Origin of the sequence: Nocardioides sp. Arc9.136 (genome assembly GCF_030506255.1) — a bacterium.
In the GTDB taxonomy this organism is placed as follows: Bacteria; Actinomycetota; Actinomycetes; order Propionibacteriales; family Nocardioidaceae; genus Nocardioides.
The window spans coordinates 933,360-954,585 of the sequence record NZ_CP113431.1 but is presented as its reverse complement, the minus strand read 5'-3'; the positions used below and the strand labels follow the sequence as shown (position 1 = coordinate 954,585).

Annotated in this window: 17 protein-coding genes; 5 read left to right on the top strand and 12 right to left on the bottom strand. The window is 74.7% G+C overall.

From position 1 onward, the window contains the following. The first annotated feature begins 68 nt into the window (after positions 1-68). On the top strand, positions 69-1,322 hold the full coding sequence (locus tag OSR43_RS04515) for a nucleotide sugar dehydrogenase (protein ID WP_302269864.1): 1,254 nt from the start codon (positions 69-71) through the stop codon (positions 1,320-1,322). Between the two features lie 59 nt (positions 1,323-1,381). On the opposite strand, the gene OSR43_RS04510 is transcribed toward OSR43_RS04515, so the two are convergent. Beyond that, positions 1,382-3,133, bottom strand: a complete 1,752-nt coding sequence (locus OSR43_RS04510) for a class I SAM-dependent methyltransferase (RefSeq protein ID WP_302269863.1) — start codon at positions 3,131-3,133, stop codon at positions 1,382-1,384. Positions 3,134-3,250: 117 nt separating this feature from the next. Here OSR43_RS04510 and OSR43_RS04505 point away from each other — a divergent pair, with 117 nt between their 5' ends. Then, on the top strand, positions 3,251-5,380 hold the full coding sequence (locus OSR43_RS04505) for a glycosyltransferase (RefSeq protein WP_302269862.1): 2,130 nt from the start codon (positions 3,251-3,253) through the stop codon (positions 5,378-5,380). Here the strand turns inward: OSR43_RS04505 and OSR43_RS04500 are convergent. The 3 genes from OSR43_RS04500 to OSR43_RS04490 all read right to left on the bottom strand — a co-directional run bounded on the left by OSR43_RS04500 (position 5,366) and on the right by OSR43_RS04490 (position 10,585). Next, on the bottom strand, positions 5,366-7,480 hold the full coding sequence (locus OSR43_RS04500; RefSeq protein ID WP_302269861.1) for an acyltransferase family protein: 2,115 nt from the start codon (positions 7,478-7,480) through the stop codon (positions 5,366-5,368). The two genes, OSR43_RS04505 and OSR43_RS04500, sit on opposite strands and share 15 nt — an antisense overlap. Beyond that, a complete protein-coding gene (locus OSR43_RS04495) occupies positions 7,477-9,348 on the bottom strand; it encodes a hypothetical protein (RefSeq protein ID WP_302269859.1) in 1,872 nt (623 codons plus the stop codon). Before OSR43_RS04495 ends, OSR43_RS04500 begins: the two co-directional genes overlap by 4 nt. Positions 9,349-9,481: 133 nt before the next feature. After that, positions 9,482-10,585 (bottom strand): sulfotransferase family protein, encoded by a 1,104-nt coding sequence (locus OSR43_RS04490; protein ID WP_302269857.1) that lies wholly within the window; start codon positions 10,583-10,585, stop codon positions 9,482-9,484. Between the two features lie 76 nt (positions 10,586-10,661). Between OSR43_RS04490 and OSR43_RS04485 the strand changes: the two genes are divergently transcribed. Continuing rightward, the gene (locus tag OSR43_RS04485) at positions 10,662-11,012 is read left to right on the top strand and encodes a hypothetical protein (RefSeq protein ID WP_302269856.1); all 351 of its coding nucleotides are present in this window, start codon (positions 10,662-10,664) and stop codon (positions 11,010-11,012) included. A 7-nt stretch (positions 11,013-11,019) separates the two neighbouring features. Here the strand turns inward: OSR43_RS04485 and OSR43_RS04480 are convergent, their stop codons facing one another. From OSR43_RS04480 to OSR43_RS04460, 5 genes are all read right to left on the bottom strand, one after another. Further along, positions 11,020-11,514, bottom strand: coding sequence for a DinB family protein (locus OSR43_RS04480; protein ID WP_302269854.1), 495 nt, complete (start codon positions 11,512-11,514; stop codon positions 11,020-11,022). 32 nt (positions 11,515-11,546) lie between these two features. Next, the gene (locus tag OSR43_RS04475; RefSeq protein WP_302269851.1) at positions 11,547-12,641 is read right to left on the bottom strand and encodes a DNA polymerase domain-containing protein; all 1,095 of its coding nucleotides are present in this window, start codon (positions 12,639-12,641) and stop codon (positions 11,547-11,549) included. A 20-nt stretch (positions 12,642-12,661) separates the two neighbouring features. Further along, positions 12,662-13,132: a hypothetical protein gene (locus OSR43_RS04470; protein WP_302269850.1), complete on the bottom strand. Its 471-nt coding sequence runs from the start codon at positions 13,130-13,132 to the stop codon at positions 12,662-12,664. Further along, entirely contained in the window at positions 13,132-14,385 is a 1,254-nt protein-coding gene (locus tag OSR43_RS04465) for an acyl-CoA desaturase (RefSeq protein ID WP_302269849.1), read from the bottom strand. The genes OSR43_RS04470 and OSR43_RS04465 overlap by 1 nt, the downstream gene beginning before the upstream one ends. Positions 14,386-14,467: 82 nt before the next feature. Continuing rightward, the gene (locus OSR43_RS04460; RefSeq protein WP_302269848.1) at positions 14,468-15,580 is read right to left on the bottom strand and encodes a ferredoxin reductase; all 1,113 of its coding nucleotides are present in this window, start codon (positions 15,578-15,580) and stop codon (positions 14,468-14,470) included. 118 nt (positions 15,581-15,698) lie between these two features. Between OSR43_RS04460 and msrB the strand changes: the two genes are divergently transcribed. After that, the gene (gene msrB / locus OSR43_RS04455; RefSeq protein WP_302269847.1) at positions 15,699-16,115 is read left to right on the top strand and encodes a peptide-methionine (R)-S-oxide reductase MsrB; all 417 of its coding nucleotides are present in this window, start codon (positions 15,699-15,701) and stop codon (positions 16,113-16,115) included. 35 nt (positions 16,116-16,150) lie between these two features. Here msrB and OSR43_RS04450 read toward each other — a convergent pair whose 3' ends face one another. Next, on the bottom strand, positions 16,151-17,290 hold the full coding sequence (locus tag OSR43_RS04450; RefSeq protein ID WP_302269846.1) for a LuxR C-terminal-related transcriptional regulator: 1,140 nt from the start codon (positions 17,288-17,290) through the stop codon (positions 16,151-16,153). A 138-nt stretch (positions 17,291-17,428) separates the two neighbouring features. Between OSR43_RS04450 and OSR43_RS04445 the strand changes: the two genes are divergently transcribed. Next, on the top strand, positions 17,429-19,894 hold the full coding sequence (locus OSR43_RS04445) for a PIG-L family deacetylase (RefSeq protein ID WP_302269845.1): 2,466 nt from the start codon (positions 17,429-17,431) through the stop codon (positions 19,892-19,894). A 72-nt stretch (positions 19,895-19,966) separates the two neighbouring features. On the opposite strand, the gene OSR43_RS04440 is transcribed toward OSR43_RS04445, so the two are convergent. Both OSR43_RS04440 and hemQ read right to left on the bottom strand, forming a co-directional pair. Beyond that, positions 19,967-20,380, bottom strand: coding sequence for an STAS domain-containing protein (locus tag OSR43_RS04440; protein ID WP_302269844.1), 414 nt, complete (start codon positions 20,378-20,380; stop codon positions 19,967-19,969). Between the two features lie 118 nt (positions 20,381-20,498). Continuing rightward, the gene (gene hemQ, locus OSR43_RS04435; RefSeq protein WP_302269843.1) at positions 20,499-21,206 is read right to left on the bottom strand and encodes a hydrogen peroxide-dependent heme synthase; all 708 of its coding nucleotides are present in this window, start codon (positions 21,204-21,206) and stop codon (positions 20,499-20,501) included. Positions 21,207-21,226 lie beyond the last annotated feature (20 nt).

Genomic DNA, 21,226 nt, shown 5'->3' with positions numbered 1-21,226 from the left:
ACGTCCTGGGGTTAGGGTCTGGGGCTGCCAGAACCTAGCAGCAGGGCACTCCAGGAGAGGAACAGGACATGGGCGACCTCGTCGTCGTGGGGCTCGGGTACGTCGGGCTCCCACTGGTCGCGGAGGCTTGCCGCGCCGGACTCTCCGTCACCGGGCTGGACGTGTCCCGCGGCGTCGTGGACGGCCTCAACGCCGGACGCTCGCACGTCGACGACCTGGACGACGCCGAGATCGGCGAGCTCCTCGCGACCGGCTTCACCGCCACCGACGACGCCACCTGCGTCGCCGAGGCCGACGCGGTCGTGATCTGCGTCCCGACGCCGCTGAGCGCCGAGGGCGGCCCGGACCTCGCCGCGGTCGAGGGCGCCTGCCGCGGCATCGGCCCGCACCTGCGGCCCGGCACGCTGGTGGTCCTCGAGTCCACCACCTACCCCGGCACGACGGCGGAGGTCGTCCGGCCGCTGCTCGAGGAGCTCTCGGGCCTGGGTGCCGACGAGCTGCACGTGGCGTACAGCCCCGAGCGGATCGACCCGGGCAACGCGACGTACGGCCTCAAGAACACGCCCAAGGTCGTCGGCGCCGACGACCCCGCCGCCCAGGAGAAGGCGCGGGCGTTCTACTCCCGCGTCGTCGACACCGTGGTCGTGGCGTCGGGCACCCGCGAGGCGGAGTCGGCCAAGCTGCTCGAGAACACCTACCGGCACGTGAACATCGCGCTGGTCAACGAGATGGCGCGCTTCTTCCACGAGCTCGAGATCGACTTCTGGGAGGTCGTCCGGCTCGCCTCGACCAAGCCGTTCGGCTTCCAAGCCTTCACCCCGGGCCCCGGCGTCGGCGGGCACTGCATCCCGATCGACCCCAACTACCTCAGCCACCGGGTGCGCACGCAGCTGGGCTACGGCTTCCGCTTCGTCGAGCTGGCCCAGGAGATCAACTCCTCGATGCCGGCGTACGTCGTGAGCCGGATCGCCTCGCTGCTCAACGACCAGGAGAAGGCGGTGCGCGGCAGCACCGTGCTGCTGCTCGGCGTCACCTACAAGCCCGACATCGCCGACCAGCGCGAGTCGCCGGCCGTCGACGTGGCCAAGCGGCTGCTCCAGCTGGGCGCATCGGTGCGCTACCACGACCCGCACGTCGCCTCGTGGGACGTCGCGGGCACCACGTCGGCCGGAGAGGACGTGCTCGCCGCGGCCGCCGACGCGGACCTGACCGTGCTGCTCCAGCAGCACAGCGCCTACGACCTCGACGCGATCGAGGCCTCGGCCCGCTGCCTGTTCGACACCCGCGGGCGCACGACCGGCGAGAGCACCCACCGGCTCTGACCACCGCGCCGCCCCCGTGGTCCACGGGGGCGGCGGGGGGCAGCGCGACCGTCGGGGTGTCAGCCCCGACGCATCACCACCGCGCCCTTCTCCAGCGGGAGGCTGCGGACCTCGAAGTCCGGCAGCAGGAGCGCCCAGCGCTCGGTCACCTCGAGGTCCGAGGCGCGGGTGGTGTCGTCGACGACGATGGTGCAGCGGGCCGCGAGGCGGTCGCGCAGCAGCGGGACCGCGGGGTACCGCGCGGCCGGGCCGGTCGCCGTCGGGGGGCCGTCGACGACGAGCATGCCGACGTCGTGGAGGTCGGCGATCGCCGCCTCGTCGTACCAGGGGGTCAGGTGGCCCGGCACGTGGGTCCGGGCGAGCGGCGCCCAGCGGACCTCCGCGCGGTCGGCCACGCCGTGGCGCTCGAGCAGCTCCCGGGTCTGCGCGGCGTAGTGGGCGTCGTGGTCCAGCGACACGATGCGCGTGTCGAGCCCGTGCTCGCGGGCGGCGAGGGCGAGGAGCAGCGTCGAGACGCCGCTGCCTGCCTCGACGACCAGCCGCGGCCGCTGCTCGAGCAGCCGGTCGACGACCTCGACCGCGAAGTCGGGTGAGGCGGCCCAGCCGCCCAGCGCCGGGACGCCGGCGCGCATCGGCGCCATCTGGCTGAGGTTGACGAGCGCCTGCACCTGGCGCCGGACGGTGAGCCCGTCGTTCTGCACGGTCCGGGTGAGGTGGGCGGGGACGGCGTCGACGGCGCGCTGCACCTTGCGCAGCCGGCGGCCCTGGCGCCGGGCGCGGTCGCGGGTCTCCTCGACCACGGCGAGCTGGCGCCGGCTGCGGCCGCGGGCGTCCCGGCCCTGCCGGGCCACGACACGCTCCAGGTGCGCGAGCCGGGCGGTGGTGGACCGCTGGGCGAAGGCGACCACCGCGGCCAGCGCGGCCAGGCCGAGCAGGAGGACGCCGAGCGCGAGGCCGACCACGACGCCCTCCGCGCCCGCGACGAGGCCGAAGACGACGGCCGGCAGCACCAGCGCGAGCAGCGCCAGGACGGCGGTCACGAGCAGGCCCGCGCGAGGCCCGCGGCCCACGCGGCGACCCACGACGGCGAACAGGCTCCTCGCCGAGGCCGCGGGCCCGGCCGGGCGCGCCTGCGCCTGTCCCTGGGGCGCCGGACGCTTCTTCTGCCCGGGGCCGCGACCACCTGCCGGGCGGGTGCGGGGGCCGTCCCGCCGGTCACCGAGCTGCTGGCGGGCCTCCGCCAGCTCGGCCCGGACCCGCCGGAGCTGCTCCTCCTTGCGCTGGAGCTGGGCCGCCGCGGCGGCCCGCTCCCACTCCGCGGCGACCTGCTCCTGGTGGCTGGTGCGGGCGTCGGGGGCCGTCGTGCCGGCCGTCAGCACCGCGTCGAGCACCCAGGCCGGGTCGGCGACCGGCGCCGAGGGACCGCCGAGCACGACGCACGGCCGGTCGCGGAAGCGGCGTACACCGGTCAGCGCCGGGGCCGCCGGGTCCGTGAGCCGGGCGCGCAGGTGGTCCAGCGCGTCGAGGTCCCAGGGGATCTCGACGGCGAGCACCGGCGGCTCCTGGCCCGTCCCGCCCGGCTGCCTCACGAGCGCGAGAGCGGCGTCGACCGCCTGCTGCATCCCGGGTCCCGCCGCGACACCGACGAAGACGAGCGGGTCCGTCGTCGGCGCAGCGACGGTGGGGTCGTGCTCGGCGGCCAGGTCGGTGGCCAGCTCGGTAGCCAGGTCGGCCGCCATGTCGTCGTACGTGGTGACGACGACGCGCTCGAGCGCACCTCCGAAGACCTGCGCCGCGCCGGGTCGGTCCACGCCGACGATCAGCGCCCGTCCGGTTCGCGTATCGTCCGGTCCCGTTGTCGTCACCGGGCGTCCCTCGTCTCGAGAGGCCCCGGCACGAGCCTGGGGAAGGTCGAAGGGATCGTCAGCATGAGCGGCAGTCTGCCACCTGATATCTCGGTCGTCGTGGCCACCCGCGGGCGCCCCGAGATCGTCGGCGAGGCCCTCTCCTCCCTCGCCGCGCAGACCCTCCCGGCCGACGCGTTCGAGGTCGTGGTCGTCGTCAACGGCTCCTCCGACGGCACCTACGAGGCGGTCGAGGAGGTCGCCCGGCAGCAGACCGACATGCACGTCCGGGTGCTCCGCTCCGAGCGCCCGGGTGTCGCCCACGCGCGGACCGTCGGCCTCTGGGCGGCGCGCGGGACCCACATGACGATCGTCGACGACGACGACCGGGTGACGCCCCACTACCTCGAGGACCTGCTCGCCGCGGTCGAGCCCGGCATCGTCCCGCTCGCCTGGCTGGCCGACGTCGAGCCGGACGCACCCGACGCCCCGGACTTCGCCAACTACTACTCCGACGCGCTGACCGCGGCCCTCGCCATCCCCGGCGCCGCCGAGGGTGCGCCCGTGCCGGTCGTGCGGCTGCCGCAGGCGATCTCCCTGAACGTCGGCAAGCTGGTCCCCGTCTCGCTCGCCCGGACCGTGGGCTACGACTTTTCCCTCCGCGGCGGCTCGGACTTCGTCTTCTGGACCAAGGCCTTCGCCCACGAGCAGTTCTCCTTCCGGGTCCTGCCCGACCGCCGCGCCTGCTACCTGCGCACGAAGGTGCCGGACTCGCTCTCGCGCCAGGAGCCGGGCTACGACTTCTCCATCACCCAGCGGCTCGCCTGCATCGGCAGCCTCGAGAGCATCCCCGACTCCACCGGCGACGTGGAGCGGCTGACCCGGCACATGGTCCGCAGCCAGCTGGTCCACGCCCAGCGCTTCCTCGGCCGCAACCCCGACCAGCGCACCACCGTGATCGAGGACGTCGAGAGCCGCCGCCTGCGCCGGATGTTCTGGTCCACGGTGAACGAGGGTGCGGCGCAGAACCTGGCCCTCCTCTACTGCTTCACGCCCTGGGTGGGCACCGCGGGCATCGTCGCCGCCCGGCGGCTGCGCGAGCGCGGGGTCCTCGTCGACGTCGTCTGCAAGGACCTCGACGAGATGCGCGACCGCGACACGTCGTTGAAGGTCATCGCCGACCCCTGGGTCGCTCGGGTCGCCGCGCTCGGCGGCCCCGCCGACTTCAGCTCCTGGGGCTCGGTGGAGTCGTGGTCCGGCGGTGTCTTCGCCCAGCTGGAGGAGTGGGGCACCGACCACCGGTCGGTGTACTCCCGAGCGATGTGGGTCGCCAGCCACCTGGTCGCCGCGCAGTACAAGCTGCGCAACCCCTCGGTCCCGTGGACCGCCGAGTTCTCCGACCCCATCAGCCGCACGATCCACGGCCGCCGCCGGCCGGGACGGGCCCGGGAGGGTGCCCTGCTCGAGGAGCTCCGGTCGGGGATGCGCGCCGCCGGGTTCGAGCCACCGGGCCACCACGACACGTTCGAGTGGGCGGAGGTCGCGGCGTACGCGCTGGCCGACGAGGTGCTCTTCACCAACGAGAACCAGCTCGAGTACATGCTGGACTACTGCCCCGACCCCGCGCTGGCCGAGCGCGTGCGCGCGGTCGCCACGGTGCGTCCGCACCCGACCCTGCCGCCGCGGTTCTACGACCTCGCGGAGCCGGACTACGTCCTCGACGAGGGCGTCGTGAACCTCGGCTACTTCGGCGCGTTCTACCCCACCCGCGGGCTCACCGAGGTGACCGGCGCGCTGGAGGGCCTCCCGGCGCACGTGCGGTCCAGGGTCCGCCTGCACGTCTTCACCCAGGACCCCGCCACGATCCGCTCGGCGGTCGTCGACGCGGGCCTGGCCGACTGCGTGGTGGTCAACCCCTACGTCGGGTTCCTGGAGTTCCTCGCCCTGACCCGCCGCTTCGACGTGCTCGTCGTCAACGACGCCGACTCCTCCGAGCACGGGCCCGGCGGCAACCCCTACCTGCCCTCGAAGCTCTCCGACTACCTCGGCAGCGGCACCCCGGTCTGGGCGATCGTCGAGCCCGGGAGCGTGATGTCGCGCCGGTCGCTCGCGCACACGACCCTGCTCGGGGACGTGGCCGCCGCCGCCGAGGTGGTCACCGGGCTGGTCGCGGCCCGGGCGGCAGGACCGGTCGGGGCCTCAGCCGACCTGTGAGGGCGGCACGTCGTCCACGGTGATCTGCTCCACGGGGGTGCGGGCCACGCCGGCCTCGCTCAGCTCCCGGTGCAGCATCGGCGTCAGCGTGCGGACGAAGGTGTCGGTCAGGTGCGACCCCTGGCGCAGGACGAGCACGCCTCCGATCGCGGACGGGCACGCGCCCTCGCCGGGGCAGATCCAGCGGTCGAGGTCCACGACGGGCAGGTCGAGCCGGTCGGCCAGGAGCGCGAGCGTCTCGCTGCCGTAGCCGTCGACGTCCTCGCCGCGCGGGGTGTCGCAGCGCCCGTAGCGGCCAGGGTTGCGCTCCACGCACCGGTAGGTCGCCGCCCGCCGCGGCGAGGGGTTGTCGTCCACGACGACGACGCGCGTCCCCATCGCCATCAGCTCCTCGAGGGCCTCGCGGTGGCCCTCGAGCAGGCCCGGCTCGTCCGTGGGGCTGCCCTGCGACACGAACGCCACGTCGGGCGCGCCGTCGGCGGCGTAGGCGTCGAGGACGTTGCGGGCGTACGGCGCGCAGTCCTCCTCCAGGCCCTGCAGGGTGAAGGAGCAGGCCGACTTCAGGCGCAACTGCAGGCGCCAGCCCTCCTCGCGCGCGATCGCGTCGAAGGCGGTGAACCACTGGCCCATCTTCGAGTCGCCGAGGAGGGCGACGGTCGTCGTGCCGTCGGTGTCGCCGTACTCGCAGGGGCGGACCTCGGTCTCGCCGGGGCTGAGCTGGCAGTCGTCGTCGTAGTAGGCCGGCACGTCCTCGGTCGCCACCGCCGGATCGGGCGTGAGCGGCCCGCGCCGGGTGAAGAACCGCGCGGGACGGTCCACGACCTCCCACCGGTCGGCCGAGGGCTCGGCGACCAGCGCGGTCGCGCCGCGTCCGGTCGCCCCGTCCAGGCGGGGCGCGCCGGCCCAGAGCAGGCCGGCGACCACCAGGCACAGCGCCATGGCGGCGCCGCCGGCCGCGAGCGCCCGCCCCGGTCGTGCCCCGAGACCGCGGTGGAACCGGACGGGGTCCTCCACGAGGTGCCGGGTGAGCCAGGCCAGCGGCACGGCCAGGAGCGCGAGGCCCAGCGAGGACCAGGTCCCCAGGTCCCACACCGAGCCGCCGATGACGAGCAGCGGCCAGTGCCAGAGGTAGACGGCGTAGGAGAGGCCGCCGAGCCACACGAGCGGGCCGAGCCCGAGCAGCCGGCCGGCCCAGGACGCCGGGTGCGCGCAGCCCGCGCCGATCACCGCCGCCGCGCCCAGGGTCGGGAGCAGCGCCGCGACGCCCGGCCACGGGGTCGCGGAGTCGAGGGTGAGGGCCGCCACGACGATGGCGCCCAGGCCGGCCGCGGCCAGCACCTCCGCGGCGGCGCGGGACATCCGTGCGGCCGGGGTGGCCAGGCAGGCCAGCACCGAGCCGACCGCGAGCTCCCAGACCCGGGTGTGGCTGGTGAAGTACGCCGCGGCGGGGTCGCTCGCCGTGCGGAGCACGCCGAGGAGGAACGAGACGCCCAGGACGGTGGCGGCGGTGGCGAGGAACCACCGCTCGACGCTGCCCCTCCGGCGGCGCGTGAGGGCGAGCACCACCAGCATCAGCAGCGGCCACACCACGTAGTACTGCTCCTCGACCGACAGCGACCAGTAGTGCTGCACGGCGGAGGGCGTCGCGGCCTCGGCCAGGTAGTCGACCGAGCGCGCGGCCAGTGTCCAGTTGACGGCGTACACCGTGGCGGACGCGACGTCCGTGGCGAGGTCGGCGTGGGCCGAGCGCGGCAGCAGCGCCCAGCCGGCCAGCGCGGTCACCACCAGGACGAGCGAGGCCGCCGGGAGCAGGCGGCGCGCCCGCCGCGCGTAGAAGTCGACCAGGGAGATCCGCCCGTCGCGGGCGGCCTCCCGCAGGAGGAGCGAGGTGATGAGGAACCCGGAGATGACGAAGAAGACGTCCACGCCGACGAAGCCGCCCGGGAGCAGGGAGCTGCTGGCGTGGTAGAGCAGCACGGTCCCGACGGCGACGGCCCGCAGGCCCTCGATGTCGCGCCGCAGCCGGGTGCGTCCGTCGGGGGCCGGTGCCGCGCCCGGCTCGGCGGCCGGGTGCTGCGAGGGGCGGCTCGTCGTCGTCACGGGCGCCGACCGGCGATCCGGGTCAGCACCTCGGTGGCGCCGGCCACGTCGTGCAGGGACGAGGCGTGGGCGACCTGCTGCCGCGACAGGACGCTGCCGGGCTGGCTGATCGCCCAGATGTCGGTGCCGCTGCCGAGGTAGTCCGACAGCTTCGAGGGCAGGTAGGGGTTGACGCCCTCGTGGTCGGCGTCGTTGACCACGAGGACGTCGAAGCGGGTGGTGAGGTGGAGGAACTCGAGGAACGGGCGGTAGCCGTTGACCTTCACGACGTCGGCGAGGCCGGCCGCCCGGACGCCCTCCTCGATCTCCTCGGGACCGCTGGTGAAGACGTGCAGCTGGACCCGGGCCCGGACCGCGGCCGGCAGCCCCGCGAGCGCCTCGGTGACCTCGGTGAGGCCCCGGGTGGCGTAGAAGACGCCGAAGTAGCCGATGTGCACGCGCTCGGGGTCCAGCGCGTAGCTCGACGGCTCGCGGCGGTAGAACGGCGGCGGCAGCGTCGGGTGGTGCGAGACCGTGCTGATCGCCTCGACCCGGCTGCGCAGCAGGGGGTCGGGGCAGTACCCGAGCATGTAGTCGCGCTGGTTGGCGTTGGTGAAGACGATCTCGTCCGCCAGGGCGTAGGCCAGCTGCTCGACCCAGGGGAACAGCTGGAGGTGCCCGGGCGCCTCGACCCCGGCCGCCTCGAGCCCGCCGCGCAGCTCGCGGAGGAGCTCGCCGTCGCGCAGCCGCGCCGGACGCGGCTCGCCGTGGACGTCCTTGGAGAGCGGGTCGGAGAACTCCGCGCGCCAGTGCACCGCGGGGTTGCGGATCTTGTAGCGCGCGGCGGCGACGTGGGAGGCCGGGAACATCGCGCGGGAGTAGACCGTGTCGAACCGGCGCCCGGCCAGCGGCCCCTCCTCGAGGATCCGGGTCGAGGACCGCACGAACCGCACGATGCCCTCCCACCCGGCGAAGGAGGCGTCGCCCGGCACGACGTGCTGCCCGGCTACGTACGGCGCGGCGATGGCGCGCGACGCCTCGTCGCGGCCCCGCAGGTTGTCCATGGCCTGGGCGACCACCTCCACGACCGCGCCGCGGGCGCGGATCCGGCGGGCCGCGACCAGCCCGCTGGTCCCGTTCCACGGCGTGAAGCAGTAGAGCAGTGCCAGCTCCCTCGCCCGGCCCGCGTTGAGCAGCGACCAGTCCACCCGCTGCAGCCCCCGCGCCTCGACCTCCTCGACCAGGCGCGCGTGGTCCTGCGGGTGGGTGTCGAGGTGCGCCCGGACCGGCTGGAGCTCGACGGCCACGGCGTCCTGGAGGGCGGCGGCCGCCTCGTCGGTCGGCGCCGACACCGCCTCGAGCTCGGCGAGCGCGTCGAGCCGGGGCCCGACCACGGTGTCGAACGGGTCGTCGGAGGTCGCCTGGCCGCCGGCGGCACGTCTCGTCGACCCCGGGGACGACGTCGCGAGCCGCGGGACGAGGCCGGGCAGGCGGACCGCCGCGGTCGTGTCGCTGCCGGCGCGTGCCCGCAGCGTCGCGGTCGGCACCAGGCCCTCCCCTCGGCCCTCCGCCCACCCCGCGAGCGTCTGCTGGTCGGGCACCGCACCCGGGAGGAGCACTGCACAGAACGGCGCGCGCGCGGCGGCCGCGCCGACCGCCAGCAGCCGACCGGGGGCCGCGCGGAGGGTCCGGGTGCCTGCGGGCAGCGCGCTCGCCACCCGGGCCGGGACCGGGTCGACGGACGTGACGACGAGGTCCGCACCCACGGGGGCGACGGCGAGGAGGGTCGTCAGCAGGCCCTCGTGCTGGCCCTGGTCCTGGCTGTCGGGCCGCGACGGTGCGCCGTCCAGCGGGACCACGACAGAGACCGGCGGGTCCGGCTCCAGCACGATGCGTCCTCCGCTCGTCCGAGGTCAGGTCGGTCAGGTCGGGTCAGGCCGGCCATCGCGGGAACGGCCTACGGGATGGTAGTCGCGCCGACCGCCGCCGCCGACCTCGCCGGCCCCCTGCCGGACGCGGCACTCACCCGCGCGGGCGCACCACCCGCGCGGCCCGGGCGGCGAGCCGGCGTGCGGGGCCGGGGGCCGGGGCGGCCCGCTCGAGCTCCTCCACCCGCGCCCGCAGCCGCTGGTTGCGGGAGCGCGCCTGCTGCAGCTCCTGGCGCTGCGCGCGACGTGCCGCGGCGACGGCGGCCTCGGTGTGGTCGGCGGCGAGCGCGACGGCGTCGGCGTGCAGCCCGGCGTACGCCTCCCGGGCGGCGTCCAGCTCGGCCAGCGCCGCAGGGTCCTCCGGGGCGTCCACGAGCCCGTTGACCGCGCGCCAGGTCCGCTCGGCGACGTCGCGCAGCGCCGGCGGGACCGACGTCTCCTCCCACCCGGCGCGCGACCGGTTGAGGGAGACGTCGATGAAGTCGTCGACCGGGTGCGGCTCCCCCGGCCCGGGCTCGGAGCGGAGGCCGGCGCCGAGGTCGACCCCCAGCGCCCCCTCCAGCGGCGCGAGCGCACGACGCCAGTCGGCCAGCAGGTCGTCGTACCGGACGAACGCCCGCGGGTGCCCGCGGAAGGCCCGCTCGGAGGCGTAGGCGGCGTTGCACCAGGCGGCCACGTTGCTGACCTCGCGGATGCGGCGGTGCTCGGCGTCCTTGTCGACGAGGTAGGCGGTGTCGCGCGAGCGGGCGACCTCGACCGGGTGCCGCAGCATCGTCACGAACGACAGGTCGATCCCGGCCTCGTCCGCGGCGGCGCGCCAGGCGCGGTGCAGCCAGAAGATCTGCGGGTCCTTGACCACCGACTGGGCGTGCCCGGCGACGTGCTGGAGCAGCCACGCCCGCACCCGGGCCACCAGCTCGGCGCTCTCGGCGCTCGCGCTCTCCTCCACGAGCGCGGCGGCGTCGGGCCGCGCGTCGTTGCCGCGGACCGGCACCGACTCCAGCACGACGCGGTTGGCCTCGATCACCCAGGGCGTCTCGTAGAAGCCCTTGGGGTTCCGCTCGTCGGCGGGGGCGAGCGGGCCGGGGAGGTGCAGGCCCAGGCGCGCCAGCGCTCCCGTGACCGTGCTGGTGCCGCTGCGGCCGGACCCGGTGACGACGACGAGCCGGGGCTTGGTCTGGTGGGGTCGCTCGCTCACCCCGGGAGGCTATCGCCGCGCCGCGGCGACCGTGCCGCTGACGCCGCCCGGCCCGGGCTCAGTAGGCTCCGCGAGCGTGAGAGCGATGGGTGCCGACTTCCTGCCCGTGGCGCCGGCAGCCGGATCGGTGCGGCACGAGGGCCGCGCGGCGGTCTGGGCCGAGCGGCCCGACGGGGCCCGGGCCGTGCTCCGGGCCCGGTTCGAGGACGCCAGCGCGGCGACCGTGGTCCACGAGCTCGCGCTGCTGCACCCGGTCGAGGACGTGGCCGGCTCCGACCGGCGCCGGCTGCTGCTGCTGGGCTCGCGCGAGCCGGACGTCCGCGCCTACGCCCGCCGCCTCGCCGACCAGGGCTGGCGCGAGGTCGCCCGGGCCGTCCCCGACGGCGCCGGCTACGCGCTGAGCCTGGTGGACCACCCCGCGGGCTGAGCCCGCCTCAGGCGTCCGCGGGCCGCCGGGTCCGCAGCTGCTCGACGAGGATGTCGCCGTGGCCGGCGTGACGGGCCAGCTCGGCGACGACGTGGGCGTGGACGAAGCGCAGGCTCACCGGTCCGGAGTGCCAGGCGAACTGCTCGTCGAGCCCGTGCTCCGCGGCCACCGCCCGGGACCGCTCGCACGCCGCCAGGAACGCCGCGCGCACCGACGCGACCGTGGCGGAGTCGTCGAGCAGGAAGCTCTCCTCGACAGTGTCGGGCAGCCCGAGCTCGGCGCGCGCGACGCCGGCCACCCGGTGGTGGAACCACACCCGCTCGACGAACGTCGCGTGGGTGACCAGCCCGAGCGGGGTGGTCAGGGAGGGCACCAGCCGCTCCCTCGCCTCCTCCTCGGTGAGGTCGTCGAGCAGTCCGGCGATCGCCGACCGCTGCCGGTCGAGCATCCCCTCGAGCAGCGCGCGCTCCCCCGCCACGGTGACGTCCACGGTGATCTCCATGGTGGGAACCTACGGCCGCCCGCGGCCGGCGCTCACCCGATCCGGTTGCCCTCGTCGTCCCAGTGCGAGGCGACCTTCTTCGAGGGCTGCACCCTCGGCGGCTCGCCGGGCATCTTCGGGTAGTCCGGGGGGAAGTTCAGCTCCCCGCCGGGCAGCTCCTCCCACAGCCGCAGCAGCGGCTCGAGGGAGTACGCCGTGTCGTCCATGTCGGCCCAGGGGTCGCCGTCGGCGAGCCGGTCGGGGACGGTGAAGAGGTTGAAGACCTGGGGGTCCGTCAGCGTCGCCAGCTCCTCCCAGCCCACCGGGGTGGACACCGGGGCGCCCGGCAGCGGGCGCAGGGAGTAGGCCGAGGCGATGGTGCGGTCGCGGTTGTTCTGGTTGTAGTCGACGAAGATCCGCGCACCCCGCTCCTCCTTCCACCACTCGACGGTCACGGCCTCGTCGCGACGGGCCAGCTCGCGGCCGAAGCCGATGGCGGCGTGGCGCAGGTCGGTGAACTCCCAGCGCGGCTCGATGCGGACGTAGACGTGCACCCCGCGGTTGCCGGAGGTCTTCGCGAAGCCGCGCAGGCCGAGCTCCTCGAGCAGCTCCTTGGCCACGCCGGCCACCCGGACGGCGTCGTTGAAGCCGGTGCCCGGCTGCGGGTCGAGGTCGATGCGCAGCTCGTCGGGCCGGTCGCCCCAGGTGTCCGACGCCGGGTCGCGGCGCACCGGCCACGGGTGGAAGGTCAGGGTGCCCATCTGGGCGCACCACACCGGCACCGCGATCTCGGTCGGGCAGATCTCCTCGGCGGTGCGGCCGGAGGGGAAGGTGATCTCGACGGCCTCCAGGTAGTCCGGAGCCCCCTTGGGCACCCGCTTCTGGTAGAACGCGTCGGCCTTCTCCCCCGGCCGGCCCGTCGCCAGCTTGATGCCGGGGTGGACGCCGGCGGGCCAGCGCTCCAGCGCGGTCGGCCGGTCGCGCAACGCCCGCATCAGGCCCTCGCCGACCGACGCGACGTACTGCGTCACCATCAGCTTGGTGACCTCGGGCGTCGTCTCCGTCGCCGGGTAGATCACCCGGTCCGGACTGGTCACCCGTACCTCGCGGTCCCCCGCGACGACCGTCGCGGCCGCTGCCTTCGCCATGGACGCCACGCTAGCGGGGGTCACCGACCGGCGGGGGTCACCTCGGTGAGCGCGGAGCTGGGCTGGAACGTCGGGCGCTTGTCGAGGTCGTCGCGCCCCGGACGCACGAACTCGAAGCTCGCGGTGGTCACCAGCACCCAGTCCGTCGGCGGTGCGTCGAGGCCGAGGAGCGCCTCGCCCACCGAGGAGTACGCCGCGTGCAGCGCCTGCGCGCAGGACAGGTGGGCCGGCGGCAGGTGGAACGCCAGCCGGTCGGCCTCGGTCCGGGTGCCGAGGAACGCCAGCGGACGGCCGAGGGTGGCACCGCAGACCCCGCACACGCGGCTCAGCGCGCACTGGGTCACCCGGCGCTTGTCCAGCCCGCGGGCCGAGATCGCCGCGCCGGCCGGCCGGTCGCCGTACCCGACGTCGGTGCCGGCCGCGAACGGGACGGGGACGCCCAGGTCGGGGTCGGTCGGCAGCTCGGAGAACTCGCGGGGAGCGGGATCCATCAGTCGTGGCTCCTCTCCCGGGGCGAGCGGGTCCAGGCACCGAGCTCGGCGCGGCGCGGCTGCCGCTCGGCGTCGGACTTGCGGCGGCGGTCCTTGGACGGCTCGTCAGCGGTGTCGGAGCGCTCCGGCGGCGCCGGGTCGTTGCTGGTGGTCCAGCTGTTGGGGACCGAGAGCTTGATGATCGTGCGCAGCGCCTGGCCGTACTGCCGGTGCAGCGGGCCGGTGGTGTAGGGGATGTCGTACTTGTCGCACAGCGCGCGGACCTTGACCGAGATCTCGGCGTACCGGTTGCTCGGCAGGTCCGGGAAGAGGTGGTGCTCGATCTGGAAGCCGAGGTTGCCGCTCATGACGTGCAGCAGCGGGCCGCCCTTGAAGTTCGCCGCGCCCAGGACCTGGCGCAGGTACCACTCGGCGCGGGTCTCGTCCTCGAGCTCCTCCTCGGTGAAGTGCATCGCGCCGTCGGGGAAGTGGCCGCAGAAGATGATGACGTAGGACCACAGGTTGCGGCTGAGGTTGGCGGTGGCGTTGGCGACCGCGACCTCCTTCCACCGCGGGCCGGACAGCGCCGGGTAGACGACGTAGTCCTTGAGCACCTGGTTGCGTCCCTTGCGGAGGATCTGCGCCAGCTGGCGCTTCATCTCCTTGGGGTCCTTCTCGCCCTTGCGGATCCGCTCGAGGTCGAGGTCGTGGAGGGCGACGCCCCACTGGAAGAGCGTGGCCAGCAGCGCGTTGTAGACCGGCTGCCCCAGGTAGTAGGGGTGCCAGCGCTGCTCGCGCGCCATCCGCAGGATGCCGTAGCCGATGTCGTTGTCGTGGCCGAGGACGTTGGTGAACTGGTGGTGGATGTAGTTGTGGGAGTGCTTCCACTGCTCGGCCGGCTGCGCGGTGTCCCACTCCCAGTTCGAGGAGTGGATCTCGGGGTCGTTCATCCAGTCCCACTGGCCGTGCATGACGTTGTGGCCGATCTCCATGTTCTCGAGGATCTTGGCCACGCCGAGGCACACGGCGCCGACGGCGATGGCCGGCTTCTCCGCGCGCGGCGCCCACCGGCGCCCCCACGTCCCGGCGAGCATGGAGACCCGGCCGGCGGCCGCGAGCCCACGCTGGATCTTGATCAGCCGGTTGATGTACGCCGCGTCGGCGGCGCCGCGGGACTCCTCGACCTCCTGCCGGATCGCGTCGAGCTCACGCCCGATCTGCTCGACCTCCTCATCGGAGAGGTGGGTGTACTCCTTGACGTCCGCGATGGCCACGGGGCCTCCAGTGCTGGTGTGCGGGGTGGGTGTGCGGGGTGGGTGTGCGGGGTGGGTGTGCTGGCTGGCTGTGCGGTGGTGCTCAGATGTCGAGGGTGCAGTCGCCGACGGCGGCGGTGACGCAGGTCTGCACGGGCTCGTTGGGCTGGCCGAAGTCGTCGCCGTTGCGCAGGTCGCGCACCGTGCCCTCGACCAGCGTGAGCGTGCAGGTGTGGCAGATGCCCATCCGGCAGCCGTACGGCATGCCCACCCCGGCCTGCTCGCCGGCCTCGAGCACCGTGGTGGCGCCGTCGACCTCGATGGACTTCCCGGAGTTGCGGAAGGTGATCGTGCCGCCCTCGCCGCCCTGGTCGCCGAGCTCGAGGGAGAACCGCTCGAGGTGGAGCTGCTCCTCGAGCCCCTCCTTCTCGAAGTGCTCGGTGATCGCGTCGAGCATCGGGCCCGGCCCGCAGGCCCAGGTCTCGCGCTCGCGCCAGTCGGGGCAGATGCCGTCGAGGCCCTTCTCCGGGTGCTCGAGCTCGAGCATCCCGTCGACGTCGGTGTGCAGCTGGTGCAGCGTCAGGCCGGGGTGCTTCTCGGCCAGCGCCTCGAGCTCGTCGCGGAAGATCATCCGGTCCGGGGTCGGCGAGGAGTAGTGCATGACGACGTCGGGCCCGGAGTCCTCGCCGTCGCCGCCACCGAGGGTGCCGCGGCGGTCGAGCGTGCGCAGCATCGACATCACCGGCGTGACGCCGCTGCCGGCCACGAGGAACAGCATCTTCGGCGGGGGTGGGTCGGGCAGCACGAAGTCGCCCTCGGGCAGTGCCAGCCGCAGGATCGTGCCCGGCTCGAGGCCCTTGACCAGGTGGGCGGAGAGCTTGCCCTCCGGCATCGCCCGCACGGTGATCGAGATGGTGCGGCCCTTGCGCCGGGGCGGTGAGGAGACCGAGTAGGAGCGCCACTGGAACTTGCCGTCGACCTGGATGCCGATGCCGACGTACTGCCCGGGGCGGTGCCGGTAGCGCCAGCCCCAACCGGGCCGGATCACCAGGGTCGCGGCGTCGTCGGTCTCGGGGACGACCTCCTCCACCCGCCCGCGCAGCTCGCGCGCGGTCCACAGCGGGTTGATGAACCGCAGGTAGTCGTCGGGGTCCAGCGGAGTGGTGAGCGTGTGTCCCGCCTTGCGGACCCGCTCCCACGGGATGGTGCCTGCCATGTCGCCCCCGTTGCCCTTGTGACGTCCCTCGCACACTCAGTGAACACTCGTCCTCTAGACCGGTCAACCGGGTGTCCACGACAGCCGCCGTCCTGGGACGCCGCCGTACGCTGGAGGCATGGGTTACCAGGTCGAGAAGTCCGACGAGCAGTGGCGCGAGGAGCTCTCCCCCGAGGAGTACGCCGTGCTGCGCCAGGCGGGCACCGAGCGCGCGTTCACCGGTGAGTACACCGACACCGAGACCACCGGCGTCTACCGCTGCAAGGCCTGCCAGGCCGCGCTGTTCGAGTCTGACACCAAGTTCCACTCCGGCTGCGGCTGGCCGTCGTTCTACCAGCCGCTCACCGACACCATCGAGTACATCGAGGACACCTCCCACGGCATGAAGCGGGTCGAGGTCCGCTGCGCGAGCTGCGGCTCCCACCTGGGCCACGTCTTCCCCGACGGGTACGGCACGCCCACCGGCGACCGGTACTGCATCAACTCGATCAGCCTCACCCTCGAGCCTGCGCAGCAGGCTGCCGAGCGGGGCTGAGCCCGGTCGTCGCCGTCGCCCGCCGGGTCGGGCGGTCAGCTGCTGAACCACCCGGAGGGACCGAGCTCTGAGCCCATTCGCGGGACGTACTGGTCGAAGTAGATCCGGGCGATGAGCTCGCGGCGGGACCGCACGTCGGCCTTGTCGAAGACCGACTTCAGGTGGTCCTGGACGGTGTACGTCGACACGTGCAGCGTCGCGGCGATCTCCTTGGTGTCGACCCCCTGGAGCACCAGCTGGGTCACGTCCCGCTCGCGCTGGGTCAGGCCGAACGCCGCGACCACGAGCGCGACGATCTCCGGGGGCCGGGCCTCCTCGATCGTGACGACGACGTCGCCGCCCCGGTCGCCGAAGGAGGTCAGCGGGGCGGCGTTCAGCACCAGCCACATCCCGCTCGCCGCGCGGACCCGGCAGCGCGGCGGCGTGGTCGTCTCCCCGCGGGCGTAGCGCCGGGCGGCTCCGACGAGCGCGGCGACCGGGCTGAGCGGATCGCCCGCGGCCGGTGACGTCGCGATCAGGTCGGCGATCCGCTCCTCGGCCCCGACGCTCATCTGCGCGATCGCGTCGTCGGTGCCGACGATGAGCACGGCGGGCCCGGACGGGGCGGCCACGGACGGCGCCGGGGCGTCGGCCATCCGCGTGAGCAGGCCGGTCCGCACACCGCGCGCGAACGCCGACGAGACGCCGGCCAGGAACTGGACCTCCGACTCGTCGAAGGGCCGGTCGCCGTCGCCGCGGAACAGCGCCATCCCGCCCCACACCTCGGCTCCGTCGCGGAAGACGACCCGCGCCTCGTCGGTGAAGCCGAAGTTCGGCACCATGAAGGTGCTCATGCGCCCCGAGCGCTCCACCTCACCGCCGGTCACCTGGTGCACGCCGGCCGCCGCCGTCCGGGTGGCCGCGAGCTCGGTGAAGGCGGTCGGCTCGACCGTGCCGTACTCGATGAGACCGAACTCGTGGTCGCGGGAGTTCATCGACCGCAGGGCGCCGTACTTCCGCGCGCTCGTCAACAGGTGGGTGCCCGGGTCGTGGGTCGCCAGGCAGGCGCTCACCCAGGGCACGGCGCGCACGAGGGACTCGACGGCCTCCTCCAGGAACGTCTCGAGGTCCAGCCCGGCGCGCGACACGACGTCGACGTCCTGACGTACGCGCTCGGCGGTCAGACCTCGGGGCATGCCGACGAGTGTGCGCGCACACCCGCGCGACCGACATCCCACATTTGTGGGTGGTTCGGACCACCAGGCCCACCGCCGCAGAGCTCCCCGCGGCCCGGGGATGGCCGCCGCGCCTCCTCCGGCCCGAGCGTTGCCGCCATGACCACGCACACCGCCACCCCGGTCGACGACGCGGGCCGGCTGCTCCACGCGGAGGACCCGGCAGCGCATCTCGCGCTGGCGCTCGCCCGGCTCGAGGACGCCCTCGACCGGGTGGGCCGCGCCCCGGCCGACCTCGCCGCGCTGACCGTCCGCACCACCGACCCCGTCGCTGCCTCAGGAGTCCTCGACGTCCTCGCCGAGCGGCTCGAGGCCACCGGCGCGACGCCGTGCGTCGCCGTGCGGGCCGTGCCCGGCCTGGACCTGCCTGGGATGCTGGTCGCGCTCGACGCCTCGACCCGCCCGCGGCTGCTGGTTGTGGTCGCCCACCCTGACGACGAGGCGTTCGGCTGCGGCTCGGTCCTGGCCCACGCCAGCGCGCACGACGTCCGCACGACCGTCGTCTGCGCCACCCGCGGGGAGCTCGGCGATCCGGCTCCGGGCAGCGGGCTCACCCGGGCGGACCTGCCGGCGGCCCGCGAGCGGGAGCTCCGCGACGCCTGCACCCTCCTGGGCGTCGAGCGGGTCGAGGTCCTCGACTACGCCGACTCGGGCGTCGACGGCTCGCCCGCGCCGGGCTCGCTCGCCGCTGCGGACCCGGCCGGGCTCCGCGACCGGGTCGCCGCGTTCTACGACGACGTGCGACCCGACGTGGTCGTCACGCTCGACGCGAGCGACGGGCACCGCGACCACGCGACCGTCCGGGACGCGGTCCTCGCGGCCCTCGACACGGCCGCGCACCGGCCCGGCGCGACGTACCTCTCCTGCCTGGCGCGCTCGCTCATGGCCGACTTCGCCGGCGTCGACCCGGGCACGACACGCCTCGGAACGCCCGACGCCGACATCACGACGTACGTCGACGTGGAGGACCTGCTCGACCAGCGGTGGCAGGCGATCCGCACCCACGCCTCGCAGGTCCCGCCGTTCGACGCGATGGACAAGGCGCTGCAGCACGGGTTCCTCGCCGTCGACCGCCTGCTGCGCGTCGATCCGCCGTGGGCCGGCCGCCCGCCCGAGACCACCTGGATCCCCAGGACCACCACCGATGGAACCACTCACGAAGGAACGAGCATGACCCTCTCCACTCCGCTCCACACCGACCCCACCGTGATCCTGCGGGCCCGCCTCGGAGCGTCCGGCTGCGAGCTGCACCTGCCCGGCGACCCCGGGTACGACGCCGCGCGGACGCCCTGGAACCTCGCCGCGCAGCAGCGGCCCGCCGCGGTCGCCGTGCCGCGCTCGGTGCCGGAGGTGCAGGCCGTCGTCACCGCGGCCGCCGCCGCCGGCCTCCGCGTCGCGCCGCAGAGCACCGGCCACGGGGCCGCGGCGCTCGCGGAGACCTCGCTCGGCGACACGGTCGTCCTGCGGCTCTCCGAGCTGACCGGCGTGGTCGTCGACCCCGCCACCCGCACCGCCCGGATCGTCGGCGGCACCCTGTGGCAGGACGTCGCGGTCGCCGCGGCCGAGCACGGGCTGGCCGCGCTCCACGGCAGCGCGCCCGACGTCGCGGTCGCGGGGTACGCCCTCGGCGGCGGGCTGTCGTTCTACGGCCGGCAGCACGGGCTGGCCGCGAGCAGCATCACCGCCGTCGAGGTGGTGACCGCCGACGGCTCGCTGCTGCGCGCCAGCGCCGAGGAGCACGCGGAGCTGTTCTGGGCGGTGCGCGGCGCGGGCGGCAACCTCGGTGTCGTCGTCGCCATCGAGCTCTCGCTGCTCGAGCTGACCGACGTGTACGCCGGCATGCTGCTGTGGGACCGCGAGCGCGCGCCCGAGGTGGTCCGGGCGTGGGCCGCCTGGACCCGCACGGTGCCGGAGTCGGTGACGACCTCCCTGCGCGTGATGAGCTTCCCGCCGCTGCCCGAGCTGCCCCCGTTCCTCTCCGGGCGCGACCTGGTCGTGGTCGACGGCGCCGTGCTGGAGGACGACGAGCGCGCCGCCGAGCTGCTCGCACCCCTGCAGGCGCTCGCCCCGGAGATGGACACCTTCGGCCGGATCCCCGCGCCGGCGCTGCTCAGCGTGCACATGGACCCGCCCGGGCCCTCGCCGGCGGTCTCGGACCACGCCGTGCTCGACGCGCTGCCGGAGGCCGCCGTCGAGGAGCTGCTGCGGGTGGTCGGGCCGGGGACGCGGACCGGGCTGACCTTCGCCGAGCTCCGGCACCTCGGCGGCGCGCTCAGCCGGCCCGCTCCGGGCGGCGGGGTCCTGGCTTCCCTGCCGGGTGCGTACGCGCTGTTCTGCGTGGCGATCGCCCCCACCCCGGCCCTGGCCGAGGCGGGCTCCGCCGCGGCTGCGTCGGTCGTGGCCGCGCTGGCCCCCTGGTCGAGCGACCGGTGCGTGCTCAACTTCGCCGATCGGCGCGTCGCGGACGCCTCGGCCGCGTTCGAGCCGGGCGTGCGCGAGCGGGTCTGCGGGATCCGGGCGTCCGTGGACCCGGCAGGCGTCTTCCGCGCCAACCACGAGCTCTGACGCCCAGCGCCTCGTGATGCCCAGCGTGCGCCCCGGCGCACGCTGGGCATCACGAGACCGGCACGGGTCCGCTCAGCGCCGGGTGGTCGGCGGCCGGCGCCGGGCGTGGTCGGCCGACGGCCGGCCCCGGCCGGGTCCGGTGGAGCGCCCGCGCGCGGGGAGGTCCCAGCCGAGCGCGTTCTCGGAGCGGGTCAGCCCGGCGACCCGGCGGACGGGCCGGCTGGGGTCGACGAGGTGGCAGCGCAGCCCGGCGGCGTGCGCCACGCGGCGTACTCCGACGATCGCGGCGAGCCCGCAGGCGTCGACGAAGGTGACCCCGCCGAGGTCGACCAGCACGTCGCGTCCGGCGGCGACGGCGAGGTGGGCGGCCCGGCGCAGGGCGTCGACCTCCGCGAGGTCGATCTCTCCGACGAGCCGCAGCACGGTGTGCCCCGGCTGCAGCACGGTCGTGACGCTCAGCCCGGCCACGTCGGTTCGCTTCCCCATGTCCCTCCCAACGAGGCGTCGTGCCGGGCGACACCGGCCGGGGGCCGGAATGGCCCACCCGGGGCCCCGAACCACCCGAACGGGCCAGCCCGCAGGGGTGCCGGGGTGCCCGAACGGACTACGGGAGGCGGTCGACCAGCTCGGCGACCGGCACGAGCGCGCCGGTGTAGAAGGGCACCTCCTCGCGCACGTGGCGGCGCGCGTCGGAGGCCCGCAGGTGCCGCATCAGGTCGACGATCCGGTAGAGCTCGTCGGCCTCGAAGGCCAGCAGCCACTCGTAGTCGCCGAGCGCGAAGCTGGCCACGGTGTTGGCCCGGACGTCGACGTAGTCGCGCGCCATCTTGCCGTGCTCGGCCAGCATCCGGCGGCGCTCGGAGTCCTCGAGGAGGTACCACTCGTAGGAGCGCACGAACGGGTAGACGCAGATGTGCCGCTTGGGCTCCTCGTCGTTGAGGAACGCCGGCACGTGGCTCTTGTTGAACTCCGCGGGCCGGTGCAGCGCCATCTGCGACCAGACCGGCTCGAGGCGACGGCCGAAGGCGGTGCGGCGGAAGCGGTGGTACGCCGACTGCAGGTCCTCGGAGTCCTGGGCGTGCCACCAGACCATCAGGTCGGCGTCGGCGCGCAGGCCGCTCACGTCGTACACGCCGCGGACGACGACGTCGGCCTCCGCCAGCTCGGCGAAGAGCTTCTCGACCTCGGCGCCCTCCGCCTCGCGGTCGGCCTCCCCCAGGACGTCGCGGAGCCGGAACACCGACCACATCGTGTAGCGGATCGAGTCGTTGATCTCGCGGACGCGGCTGGCGTTGGACTTGGTCTCGCTCATGACCTCCATTGTGCCGGGCG